11 protein-coding genes are annotated in these 13,088 nt (G+C 41.6%); all 11 read left to right on the forward strand.

Features of this window, described 5'->3' with window-relative positions; all coding sequences use genetic code 11:
• The first annotated feature begins 75 nt into the window (after positions 1 to 75).
• Positions 76 to 987 (forward strand): diaminopimelate dehydrogenase, encoded by a 912-nt coding sequence (locus tag ACSFC1_RS09640; RefSeq protein WP_435565890.1) that lies wholly within the window; start codon positions 76 to 78, stop codon positions 985 to 987.
• 15 nt (positions 988 to 1,002) lie between these two features.
• Positions 1,003 to 1,839 (forward strand): diaminopimelate epimerase, encoded by an 837-nt coding sequence (gene dapF, locus ACSFC1_RS09645; RefSeq protein WP_435565891.1) that lies wholly within the window; start codon positions 1,003 to 1,005, stop codon positions 1,837 to 1,839.
• 9 nt (positions 1,840 to 1,848) lie between these two features.
• Complete coding sequence (locus tag ACSFC1_RS09650) at positions 1,849 to 2,079, forward strand: hypothetical protein (protein ID WP_435565892.1); 231 nt, start codon at positions 1,849 to 1,851, stop codon at positions 2,077 to 2,079.
• Positions 2,076 to 3,854, forward strand: coding sequence for a cobalamin B12-binding domain-containing protein (locus tag ACSFC1_RS09655; RefSeq protein ID WP_435565893.1), 1,779 nt, complete (start codon positions 2,076 to 2,078; stop codon positions 3,852 to 3,854). The genes ACSFC1_RS09650 and ACSFC1_RS09655 overlap by 4 nt, the downstream gene beginning before the upstream one ends.
• Positions 3,848 to 4,732, forward strand: coding sequence for a hypothetical protein (locus tag ACSFC1_RS09660; protein ID WP_435565894.1), 885 nt, complete (start codon positions 3,848 to 3,850; stop codon positions 4,730 to 4,732). The genes ACSFC1_RS09655 and ACSFC1_RS09660 overlap by 7 nt, the downstream gene beginning before the upstream one ends.
• Positions 4,729 to 5,838, forward strand: coding sequence for an alanine racemase (locus tag ACSFC1_RS09665; protein WP_435565895.1), 1,110 nt, complete (start codon positions 4,729 to 4,731; stop codon positions 5,836 to 5,838). The genes ACSFC1_RS09660 and ACSFC1_RS09665 overlap by 4 nt, the downstream gene beginning before the upstream one ends.
• Positions 5,839 to 5,863: 25 nt before the next feature.
• A complete protein-coding gene (locus ACSFC1_RS09670; protein WP_435565896.1) occupies positions 5,864 to 8,494 on the forward strand; it encodes a calcium-transporting P-type ATPase, PMR1-type in 2,631 nt (876 codons plus the stop codon).
• A 566-nt stretch (positions 8,495 to 9,060) separates the two neighbouring features.
• Positions 9,061 to 9,303, forward strand: a complete 243-nt coding sequence (locus ACSFC1_RS09675; RefSeq protein ID WP_435566025.1) for a zinc ribbon domain-containing protein — start codon at positions 9,061 to 9,063, stop codon at positions 9,301 to 9,303.
• A 1,112-nt stretch (positions 9,304 to 10,415) separates the two neighbouring features.
• On the forward strand, positions 10,416 to 10,625 hold the full coding sequence (locus ACSFC1_RS09680) for a hypothetical protein (RefSeq protein WP_435565897.1): 210 nt from the start codon (positions 10,416 to 10,418) through the stop codon (positions 10,623 to 10,625).
• A gap of 82 nt (positions 10,626 to 10,707) precedes the next feature.
• A complete protein-coding gene (locus ACSFC1_RS09685; protein WP_435565898.1) occupies positions 10,708 to 11,949 on the forward strand; it encodes a DNA methyltransferase in 1,242 nt (413 codons plus the stop codon).
• A gap of 2 nt (positions 11,950 to 11,951) precedes the next feature.
• Positions 11,952 to 12,632 carry an MjaI family restriction endonuclease gene (locus tag ACSFC1_RS09690; RefSeq protein WP_435565899.1) on the forward strand — a complete coding sequence of 227 codons (681 nt, stop codon included), beginning with the start codon at positions 11,952 to 11,954 and terminating at the stop codon, positions 12,630 to 12,632.
• Positions 12,633 to 13,088 lie beyond the last annotated feature (456 nt).

The following is a 13,088-nucleotide window of genomic DNA, read 5'->3' on the forward strand; positions in this document are numbered from 1 at the left end:
GGGGTTAATACCCCCTCTTTCACCTAAGTAATTGCAGCGTCTGAATCAGCTGAAGGTCTTTTCGAAGGGAGAGTCATGATGAAGAAGATTAAAGTTGTGATCGTCGGTATGGGCAATGTTGGTCATGCTGTCTTTGATGCCGTTTGTCAAAGTGAAGACATGCAGCTGGTTGGTATAATTGAAGTTTCACAGAGAATTGAAGCTGTTAAGAAAGAGTTCAAAGAAATTCCTGTTGCAGACGATGTTGAGAAAATTGATAAACCCGATGTGGCTATCTTGGCGATAGACAGCAGAATGGTGCCAAGTGTAGCACCCATATATCTAAGAAATGGAATAAACACAGTCGATGCATACGATATACATGGTGCTGAAGGCGCACTGAAACTTAAAGAAGACCTTGAAAAGATAGCAAAGGAACACAAGACTGTCTCGATCATTTCAGCAGGTTGGGATCCTGGTACCGATTCACTTGTTAGAGCGATCTTTGAAGTAATAGCACCAAAGGGTATCACATGGACAAACTTTGGACCTGGCATGAGCATGGGACACACAGTCGCAGTTAAACGTATACCTGGTGTGAAAGATGCGATCTCGATAACCTGTCCAAAAGGTATGGGTATGCACTCAAGGGTTGTTTATGTTCAATTACAAGATGGATATGATTTTGCAGACGTTGCAAAAAGGATAGCAGAAGATCCTTACTTTTGCCACGATGAACTTTATATAAATCAAATCGACAACGTGCAAAAACTGGTCGATATGGGGCACAGTGTCAAGATCGAACGAAAAGGCACTTCAGGCAGAGCATGTAATCAAAGAATGGAGTTTCACATGTGGGTGAATAATCCGGCTGCAACGGCACAGGTGATGGTTGCTGCAGCAAGAGCCACCGTGAGGCAAAAACCAGGTTGCTACACGCTCTTGGAGATTCCAATCTTGGACTTCATCGCTGGTGACAAACGTGAACTTTTGTGCAAACTGCTGTAGAGTTGGAGGTCAACCGTGAAGGTACCCTTTTACAAAATGAACGGAGCTGGTAATGATTTCATAATCATAGACAACAGGGAAAACATCCTGGCTGCTTACGATTTGAACCACTTTGTGAAGATGGTTTGTAGAAGAAGAAAATCGATCGGTGCAGATGGTTTGATGCTTCTGGAACGTTCAGAAAAGGCAGATTTCAAGATGAGATACTTCAACTCAGATGGCAGCGAAGGTGAAATGTGTGGCAACGGCGCCAGATGCATTGCAAAGTTTGCTCATCTTTTGGGAGTGTCAAAAGAGGAAATGGAATTTGAAACTCTCTCTGGTATACACAGAGCACAAATAGTAAATGAAGATGTGAAAGTAAACTTTCCAGATCTGAAGACAGATGAATTCAGATTGCATCAGCATCACGACTTTGGTTTTGGTACGATTGAATACCATTATGTGACAGTGGGTGTGCCACACACAGTTATCTATAGAGAAGATGTCGAGACGCTCGACAGTAGTACCATAAGAGAGTTTGGAAGAAAGGTGAGGTATTGCTTAGATCTCTTTCCAAGGGGAACGAATGTGAATTTGGTGAAAGTCATTGACAAAAACAGGATAGTTATTAGAACTTACGAAAGAGGTGTGGAAGACGAAACTCTTGCCTGCGGAACAGGATCGATAGCTTCGTCTGTTGTTTCATCGATAATCTTTGGGCTTGAAGTTCCAGTAGTAGTTCATGCAAAAGGTGGAACTTTGAAGGTTGGCTTTGAAAAAATTGGTGGTGATGTGAAGGATATTTATCTACAAGGTGATGCCCGCGTTGTTGCACAAGGTTATATATTGCCAGACGCAATGAAGGAGTGAGGTGATCTGATGTTGGAAAAACACATAATAGACGCAGTTGATCTTGAAACAACTTTGCTTGCTGAAAGTGAGCAAAAGGCTCGAGAAATTGGAGTTGGCATGATGAAATCCTTTGGCTTCAAAGACGTCGATGTAGTCTTCGTGGAACACAACGGTTTTGCAGCAAGAATAAGACTCAGAGCCTACGTTTACAGACCAGGCGACAAATACAGCTGGGCAAGCGTAGGTGATGAGAGATGAAGATACTCTTGGTGCCACTCGATCCTGTCCACGACGTTGCCGTAAAGATGCTCAGCAGAGAGTTCTCTCAAAGAGGTCATCAGACTATCTTGTTGCCACCAGACATGAAGATGGAAGAAATAGTTCACGTATGTCAGAAGGAGATGCCAGATTACATAATGGTCAGTAGAACACTTGGATACAATGCGGCTGAGTTGTTGGGAAGATTCATAGACCTGATAGATGCAGCGGGACTGCGAAGAAAGTGCAAGGTTGTCGTTGGAGGCAAGGCGATCACTAAGGAACTTGCCGCAGAACTCGGCTATGATGCCGGCTTTGGTGAAAAGACTCGCTGGGAAGAGGTTATCGCCTTCGTCGAAAATAGAGAACTCTCGGCAGAGGGTGAAATGGTAAAGAAATCCAAACAAGATATCACACAGGGTTACAGTTATAGGATCAAAGACAGCGCCTTCAGAGAGCTTCTTGAAAAAATAGCCGACCAGATAATAGAGTGGGCAAATGAAAGAACAAGTCCAGGTATCGAAAGAGCAAAGATCAGAGAAAGAATTCTAAAAGGTGAAGATCTTCTTGATGAATACACAAAGCTCTGTGATGATCTGGTTCGCTCTTACTACAATGAGAAAGTCGTCCCCAAACATGTTAGGTTGATAACACAAGAAGAAATCAAAAGACTAAAAGAACTTCTGAACAGGAGTTCTTACTCACCAAGAATTCTGAGGCATTCAACAGACAAACCCTTAGTTTTTGTTCAGTACGGTACAGGTTGTCCTTTCATGGATGCGATGCACATAAAAGTCAGCGAAGCTTGGGGGGCAGACGGTGTTCTGCACTTTGATCCTTCGTGGGGCGCAAGGTGTGAGGGCTTGCTGGAAGGATTACTCGCACACGAAGAAGACGGCTCGATCATAACACTGGAAAACCTAAAACTAATAAAATCTGCTCTCAACGAATCAACTCTTTGGTGTGTACGTGCGCACAGAGGAGTCAACACACCTGAGATCGTCTTACTCGCACACGAGGCTGGGGCAGATCTGACAAAGATAAACATGGTCTATGGATCTCTCAACGGTGGTAGCGATCCAGAAAGATTGGCTGTCGACGGCGTCTACGCAATAAAACTTGCAGCAAAGTTCAAGATGCCTTTTGATCTACCGACTAACGAAGAGCTTGGAGGAGTTCCAGCACACAAGGCATTTGCAGGAATGATCGCTGTTGCTTATTTGGGAGTCAAGTTAGGGGCAAAACCGATCTTAAAGCCTTTGTTCTGTTATTCACCCGATGCAATCATAAACAAATACATGGAAGACAACTACATAGATTACAATGTGGGTAAAGTCATCGCCTTGAGAGAGATAATCGATGCACCCATATGGCCCGGAGAACCCATAGGATTCATGACTCACACAGAAGACAGAGTTCAATCTGCTATGACAACCGCACTTCACGCTGCATTGGGAAAATCACTGGAACTGGATGCAGTAACCGTTTCTTCAACCGACGAAGCCTATGCGAGAGGTGCAATAACAACCTCTGCAAGAATAGACAGCCTTAGAGCGATTGCTGATGCTTTCAGATTCTTTGGCAAAGCGAAGATAGAACCAACAAAACAAGCCTATGAATACGCTAAGATGATAAAAGAAGGAATCTATCAAACTCTGCAGAGAGTTGCTGAACGTGGTGATTTTGTCGCTTCTCTGTATGAAGGTCTCTTTGGTACAAAAGAAGAAGGAGCAAACCCTGGTAGGGCTGGCAGAGGTACGGTGAGAAAATGCTGACGATTGGCATCCTTGGAACAGCAAAAAACACCGGCAAAACTACAGCTTTGAATGCTGTCATCAAGTGTTTGAGCAACAAAGAGCTTGCACTAACGAGCATAGGCTTTGATGGAGAAGACCTCGATCATGTGACCGGTCTACCAAAACCTAAGGTAGTTGTCGATGAAGGAACATTGGTGATAACCAGTACGCAGGCAGCTCATCACTCAACTGCAAAGCTTGAACTGTTAGAAGAACTTCCTTTGAAAACTCCTTTGGGAAAGATTTCTGTTTACAGAGTAAAGCAGCTCGGTACGGTTGTGCTTGTTGGTCCGAATTCAAGTGATGACCTCTTTGACGTCATAAAAAGAGTTCAACAATATAAAATTGACCTGTTGATAGTAGATGGTGCAATAAACAGAATGGTTCCCTTTCAATTTGTAGATCGTATAATCATCGCAACTGGTGCGGCAAGAACAACAAATTTGGACGAACTTGTTCTTGAAGCAAAGGTCATGGTTAAAGCCTTCCGACTGCCAAGAGAAAGCAGCAACGGTAGAATCAACCTCTCTGGAATGATCACCATCGACAGACTAAGGATGCATTCCCGCGACTCTGTATTGGTGGAATCACCAATCCATCTGATTCTCGCAGACGATTACAAGAAATTAGAACAGCTTTTAGAAGAGATGGACATAGCGGTAATTCGAAAACCACAGTTGATTTGCGTTACGGTAAACCCATGTTACCCAGAGCGTCGCGTTGAAGGCTACGAACTTGCAAAACTGGACATCTCTCAGGTGGTGGAAAGACTGAAAAGAGAACTCGACATAGTCTGTATAGATGTGAACAAAGAAGAAAACCAGCTGTGTGAGGTTCTTTCAAAGTGGTGTGAATGAAGAACATCTACGATCTGCCAACACCAGCTTTTCTCGTTGATGTCGATGTGATGCTCCAAAACATAAAAGAAATGGCAAAACTTTGTGAGCAAAACGGCAAAGAACTCTGGCCCATGGTAAAAACTCACAAAAGTGTTGCCATTGCAAAGATTCAACACGAACACGGCGCGAAGGGCTTTTTGGTTGGTACAGTTTACGAGGCAGAAAGATTGGTCGAAAACGGTTTTGAAAAGATCATGATCGCCTATCCTTTAGCAAACCCAAGAAACATCGAACGAGTTATCTCACTGGCGAAGAAGGCAAGAATTGTATTGTGTTTCGATAGCTATGATTCTGCAGAGCTGGTGAACAAGCTTTGTAAAGGTATTGAACTGGAGTACTTGGTTAAGATCGACAGCGGCTTGCACAGATTTGGTGTTCCGCCACTCGAGTCTGCAAAGTTAGTCGATCGTTTGCACAGATTCAGAAATTTCCTCTTCAGAGGTATTGCCACACACCCTGGTCATGCATACACCAAAAGAAATATAGAAGAGCTCAAAGAGGTGGCAAAGCAAGAGTGCAGATCAATGCAAGACGCAAGAGAAAATCTTCAAGCCAATGGCTATGAATCACAGATAGTCGCGACTGGCTGCACACCCACAGTTAGATTAATCGTATCGTGCAGAGATATAAACACATTCAGACCTGGGAACTATGTTTTTTACGATGCAACACAAGTAGCTTTGGGGGTTGTTACTGTTGAAAGATGCGCACTCACAGTCTTGGGAACGATACTTTCTCACCCGCGTGAGGATTTGTATATAATCGATGTTGGAAGCAAATCACTTGGTTTGGACAAGGGCGCTCACGGTGTGACTTTGATGAACGGTTATGGCATTATCAAAGATCATCCTGAACTTATCGTCGAATCGCTGTCTGAAGAGGTTGGAAAGATAAGAATCCTTGGAAAAAGTTCACTCAAGATAGGCGATAAAGTTCAGATAATACCTAACCACGCCTGCAGTTGTGTGAATATGACCAGCTTTCTTATCGCTCACAGCAGAGATGTTGTGCAAGGAGTAATCTTGGTAGATGCGCGTGGGTCTTTTATGGTCAATATGATTTAGCAACTCTGCACAAGGGGTGATCGTGTTGAAAGATTTTTACAGAATGAAGGCTGAGGATCTTTGCAAAGAACTTCAAACGGATATTCAAAACGGTTTGACAACCCAAGAAGCCAAACAAAGATTTGAGAAGTATGGACCGAATGAACTTGCCCAGCGAAAGAGAAGAACGATTTGGCAGATGTTTTTCTCTCAGTTCACCGATTTTTTGATAATAATCTTGCTCGCCGCTGCTGCTGTTTCGATCCTGGTCGGTGAAGGAGTCGATGCAATCCTCATAATGATCATAGTTGTTCTCAACGCCACACTGAGCACTATACAAGAATCGAAGGCTGAAAAATCTCTACAGTTGCTCAAGAAGATGGCAGCGCCTATGGCAAAGGTGATACGCGATGGCATCGTTCAAACAATCTCGTCGAGGGAGATTGTACCTGGGGACATCGTTTTACTCGAGACAGGTAATTACGTACCTGCAGATGCAAGATTAATAGAAGCTGTGAATCTTTCCTTGAGCGAAGCGGCTTTGACAGGTGAATCTCAACCAGTGGAGAAGATCACCGATGTCATCGACAAAGATAAACTACCCATAGGCGATAGGATCAACATGGTTTACTCAGGAACGATCGTTAGCAGAGGCAGAGGAAAGGCAGTAGTGACATCTACAGGCAATGAAACGGAACTTGGCAAGATAGCGAAGATGCTCTCAGAGATGGAAGAAGAAGAAACACCTTTACAGAAAAATTTAGAAAAACTCGGAAAACAAATCGGTGTGATAGTCCTTGCTATCTGTGCGATAGTCTTCGTCGTTGGAATACTCGAAGGAAATCCACTTCTTGAGATGTTTCTCACGGCGGTGAGTTTGGCTGTCGCCGCAGTTCCAGAAGGACTTCCAGCGGTAGTTACCATAGTCTTGGCGCTGGGCATGTACAACATGGTAAAGCGTCATGCAGTGATAAGAAGACTTCAAGCCGTTGAAGCACTTGGTTCAGTCAATGTGATATGTTCTGATAAAACTGGTACACTGACGAAAAACGAAATGACAGTTGTGAAATACTACTTACATCCATCTGAGTTCTTTGAACACGAGAAAGCAAAGCAAAACTACTCTAAAAGTATGAACCTTCTTCTGACAGGTGCAACTCTTTGTAACGATGCTTTCATCACCTCAAAAGACGGCAAGAGAGTTACATCGGGAGATCCAACAGAAATAGCCCTCGCTGTTGCGGCTTTTGACTTTGGAATTGAAAAAGAAAAGCTCGAGGAAAAGATGCCGCGCATTCACGAAATACCGTTTGACTCAGACAGAAAGATGATGACAACAGTTCACAGAGACCAAAACACGATCTTGTCCTTCACAAAAGGTGCTCCTGATATAGTGGTGAAAAACTGTACAAAATACTTTACTAAGGATGGACAGACAAAACCGCTTTCTGAAAAGGACAAAGAAGAGATCTTGTCCTTTAACACCCAAATGGCACAAGAAGGACTAAGGGTACTCGCGGTTGCTTACAAAGAACTACGAGATGAAAACTTCGCTGATTTGGAGAACGACATGGTCTTTCTGGGATTGATGGGGATGATCGACCCACCCAGACCCGAGGTGAAAGATGCTCTGGAGAAATGTCGCAGTGCGGGCATAAAGGTCATCATGATCACCGGTGATCACAAGGTAACCGCTCAAACGATTGCAAAAGAGTTAAGTATCTTGGATCAAAAGGGCTTAGTCTTGACAGGTAGTGAACTGATCGAGATGGACGTTGAAAAACTGGTTGAGGTTGTTGAAAGTGTAGAAGTGTACGCAAGGGTTTCACCCAGTGACAAACTCAAGATTGTAGAAGCCCTCAAAAAGAGAGGAAGAATCGTTGCCATGACTGGTGATGGTGTCAACGATGCACCAGCGCTCAAGAAGGCTGACATAGGTGTAGCAATGGGCATCACTGGAACGGACGTGTCAAAGGACGCCTCGGACATGGTTCTTACAGACGACAATTTTGCAAGCATCGTATCTGCAGTCGAAGAGGGAAGAAAGATCTTTGACAACATCAGAAAGGTTGTCTATTATCTTTTATCTTGCAACATCAGTGAGGTCGCCACGATTTTCATCTCCATTCTGCTGAGGCTTCCATTACCCCTTATACCGGTTCAAATTCTTTGGATGAACTTGGTGACCGATGGTTTACCAGCCCTCGCACTCGGTGTTGAACCGGCAGAACCAGATGTGATGCAAAGACCTCCGAGAGATCCAAAAGAAGGAATAATGAGCCCATTCGTGATGAAGCGCATATTCATTGGTGGGCTATTTCTATCTGTCTTGACACTCTTTGTCTACGGTTGGGCTCTGCTGGAACATGATAACATAGAACTCCTCAGAACGATGGTCTTTTTCACGCTCTGTACTGGACAGTTGTTCCACGCACTGAACTCGAAATCTTTGAAACACTCCTTGTTCAAAGTGGGAATTACAAACAACCCAAGACTGATCTTGGCAAGCGTGGTCTCTTTCGTGATGTTGTTGGGAGTCGTATACATTCCGGCACTTCAGAAAGTCTTTGGAACAACAACCTTAGCTGGTCACCAACTTGTGGTGAGTTTCTTAGCTGCAGCTATGATTATCCCGTTGTTTGAAATGGTGAAACTCTTTAGCTCAAAGAAGAAATAAAATAGAACCCCTTCATTTGACAGCATGATGAACTTTGCCGAATAAGATGCCAAGGTTGTCTTGAGTGCAGTTCTTGTCTGCTGTGTTTATTGCTGTTTTTCTGTTTGTTTGAGTCTTCACGAGAACTCTCTGGCTGGAAGCCCACGAATTTATTCGTGATGGAAAGCCAATTAATATCCAGTAGACATTAGTTATGCACTTGTGTTATCGGACGATCAGAAAGAAATATGGACTTCAGGCGAATCTCGTTATACGAGCAATTGCAAGAGTATCTGAGTTGTTCCACTATGAGCCTTGATGCTGAAACTTTCTGTTTCATTGAAAAGAAAGAGGAGGTATACATCTCTACCATAGCTGGCAGATTAAAACTTAAACTTGATACCGGGAACTTTCAGAGGGGACTTCTTTCAGGATAAAAACCTACATCTGTTACACTATGCTACAGCAAGAGAACTAGAGAGTTTTACATAAGCATCGTAGTTAATCGTGAAGCTCCCATTCCTCTACTAACAGGTAACGTGATTGGTGTAGATCATGGGATATATAATCTTGCGACTACATCTAATGTGGATCCCAAGCATACGAGTCAGCGCTGTCCCAGATGCGGATTGGTTTCAAGTAAGAATCGTAAGGGGCACTTGTTTAGGTGTAAATCCTGTGGTTATGCATCCAATGCAGATATAGTTGCCGCAGTCAACAACAAGCAGGTGTATTTGAACACGCTACTTGATGGGCATCAGTCAACATGCCCTGAAGCACCAGCCTCTGTGGTTAGGTGCAAGCCTACGACTTCAGTCGTAGGTGGTTGACGCTTCAGCTTCCGTTGTAGCTTTCTATACTTGCTCGAGTCTGTCTTCTTTTTGGACATCTTACGCTGGATTTTCTTCAATGGTCACTTTCTTCTATCCTCCACTTGGTTTTGATACTACTGGATAATACTAATCCATTCGGTTTGAAATCTATACCAACTGGATTATTGAATGCATTGTAACTTCGATGCTTTAGATTCCCGTGTTTGTCTTTTCTTGTTTGCAAAACTTTAATAGACGAACCTTTATCTATGTAGCAAGTTACGTGTAGGTATATACCGCTCGGTTTTCTTACAATCTCTGCTTTGGCTATCTCGCAATCTTTCGGTATCTGGTTTGCTCCTAAGGCTCTGGTCGTTGATTATGAAGTTATAGAACTAGTTGTCTTGGTTGAACAAGGAGAGTAGCTTGTTTTTCATTGAATCTGATAGGCTGATCGATGAAATTTTGAGCTCGAATACGACAGGTATTTGGTTTTATTTTCGATGCTCAGTTTCCAGGATTTTCTCTCGAACTACTTGTACTTTTTCCGATCGTATCACCGTATGTTTAATCAACTAAACACAGCTATATTATACCGCCCATATCTACTTTAATGTGTGTCTATGCTCCATTCCTGACAATCTCCTGAACGGGATGGAATTCTCAGTAGCCCAAGGCTAACTTCCATAAAAAGCACTTACTCTATGGCTACAGAGGTGCGCCTTGTAATTCACACCTCCAGCTGGTGCCAATCGAACTTCCGCCTGAACTTGTCCAAGATATCTTTTGTACATGTTTATCGCTCGCAGTCTTTATGATATCTAAAAATGCGCACGTCTTGTTCGTGGAACTTTCTGGATGATGCATTTAAAGCATCAAGATATGAATTTTCGCTGCAGGTTTCCCATGATATAATTGTTTGACGAATATGCCAAATCAGAAAGAAGGAGGAGGAGACTAAGAAGAAGGTTACAAACCATATAGTCAAGCTGTTACTATTAGTGGAGTATTTTTGTTCTTGATTACGCTTTTAGGTGGGTATAACAGTCAATACAGCCTCCATATTTGCAAATGGGTAGATTACATACCTGAAGAAGTAATTAAAGAATTTGAATGAAGAATACAATAGTATGTTTATACTAAAAGATGCCAATAACAAAGAAGTTGCGTACAATTTTCTCGATTTCATAATAAGATCGGAAATCGCTGCAAAGATATCCGGTTATTTGATGATTCCATCTCCTATAGCAGGAGCTGCTAAGTACAAAGAAGTTGAACCAGTTTATACTTTAAGAACTTTCAAATTGCGAGATAATCGACTACCTTGGGAAGGATATTGACCTCTACAACAAAGCGCGGGAAGAAATAATTAAGTAGTCGTCAATAGCATCCAACAAACTGAAAAGGAGTGCATTTATTAACATGTTTGGAAAAATTATTATCGGTGATAGCAGAAATATGTCTGAATTAATTGAAGAGTCAATGGATTTAATAGTTACGTCACCACCTTATTGGCATATAAAGGACTATGGTGTGAAAAATCAGATAGGCTATGGACAGACACTGCATGAGTATCTAAAAGATCTTTATCGCGTATGGAAAGAAAGTTTTAGAGTACTGAAAAAGGGACGTAGACTATGCATTAATATCGGAGATCAATTTGCACGTTCAATAGTATACGGGAGATACAAAATCATTCCCTTACACGCTGAAATTATAGCTCAGTGTGAGGATATCGGATTTGATTATATGGGAGCAATCATATGGCAGAAAAAGACAACCATGAACACCAGTGGTGGTGCAAATGTAATGGGCTCTTATCCATATCCACCAAATGGAATGATAGAGATCGACTACGAATACATTCTCATATTTAAAAAACCTGGAAATTCAATACAAACAGCCCCTGAGAACAAAGAAAGTTCTATACTCACCAAGGATGAATGGAAAGAATACTTCAGTGGTCATTGGTATTTCAAAGGCGAAAAACAAACCGATCACGAAGCTATGTTCCCTGAAGAACTTCCATACAGACTTATCAGGATGTTTTCATTTACCCAGGATACTGTTTTGGATCCGTTTCTTGGAAGCGGAACAACCATGAAAGTAGCTTTGAACCTTAATAGAAACTGTATAGGATATGAAATTAATCCCAAATTCTTGGATCTTATAAAAAAGAAGATAAGTGGTGTTAACAGCTCGCTGTTCCACGAGATCAAAATTGTGGTAAGACAAGATGAATCAATTGACCAAGATGCTCAAGATGTTCCCTATAAGCCAAGAATAAAAGATGCAGCTCCTGTCATAGAACCAAAATTAGTTGAGACATCCAAAAACCAGTGCTTAAAAGCTTCTGAGATTATATCCCCAGACACTCTTGTTCTGAGCAATGGCTTAATCGTCAAGTTTCTTGGGGTAAAAATTAAAAAAGATAAAGAAAGTGACGTAATCGAGTATTTAAAAAAATATGTTTTGAACAAAGAAGTTCTTCTAAATTATGATACATCTTCCCGAGTTAAGGAAAACGCCGTGGAAGCTTATGTATATTTGAAAAACAAAATCTTTATTAATCGGTACTTGATAAAAAGCGGATTAGCATCTGCAGATAAGACGAGAGTACACAAGTATAGAAAAGAGTTTGAAAAATTGGAAGCGGAGGCTTGAAAATGAGCAAAGAATGGATTTTGAACATGGCAACAAACCGCTGGGGATTAAATAAAAAGGACAAAGTGGGACCTGTTGCAAAGTGGATTAGAGAAGCTGCACCAAAAACCATTCGTGATTGGGAGAAGTATTATTATAATAAACTTAAGGAAGAAATCCTCGAGCCGAAAAAGCTACCATTTGAAAATCCTCAAGACTACTTAGAGAACTTAGGAAGAAAACTTTATGTAAAGATAAGTGAAGTGATTAAAGCTGAGATTTGCGAAGTTAGTGATGAAGACTGTATACAATATATCAAAGAATTAGTTCTCAGCAGGACTTTCAAAGGTTACTTAACCGAAAAGGAAACAATATTCGAACATTTGGACAAGAAGCTAAACATTAAAATCTTGCCAGCGCCTGATCAATGGGATAGAACTTATAACGTTGACTTCTACATTCAAGTTGGAAACAAATATATTGGCTTGCAAATCAAACCCATAAGCTACGAACATACACCAGAAATACATAAATGGCTTCAGTGGCTTTCAGACTCGCATGAAAAGTTCCATAAGAAATACGGTGGTAAAGTTTTTGTTATATTTTCATACAAGGATAAAAATGGAAGAAAGATAATTCACGATGAAGAAAATGTACTAAAGCAAATTCGTGAAGAAATTGAAAGACTAAATAGTAGCGGATAATTTCAAAAAGATGCGATTTGAAATGCTAAGTATTTTCAAGGGCAGGTTGATGTTGTTCTACAAAGTTGCGAATTCGTTCAATATTTTAAAGACATTGAGCAGATGCTTAATAAGGCGAAAAATTCTTTTCCAGATTCGGCCCTTTAATCAATACTTGTCAAGGTTGCAGTTGTAAACTCACTCTACAACACAGATATCTTTCGAGTATACGTATGGGATATCGTATTTCGGAAGTTATCGCACGGGATGGTATTGTTGTTGAACCTGAATTTGTAGATGAATTGTCCGTTGTTTTCTCGAAAAGCAATGTGACTAAGGGAAAGAAAATATTACATCAGTTTCGCTTCAGCTTTGCACATATTTTTTAAGCGAAAAGCGCCAAATTTCCAATTCCTTTATAGCCCGCATGATTGGATACCATGTACATGAAGAATCTAAGGGGGACAAGAAAGACAC

It is taken from the genome of Pseudothermotoga sp. U03pept (assembly GCF_051235805.1).
In the GTDB taxonomy this organism is placed as follows: Bacteria; Thermotogota; Thermotogae; order Thermotogales; family DSM-5069; genus Pseudothermotoga_B.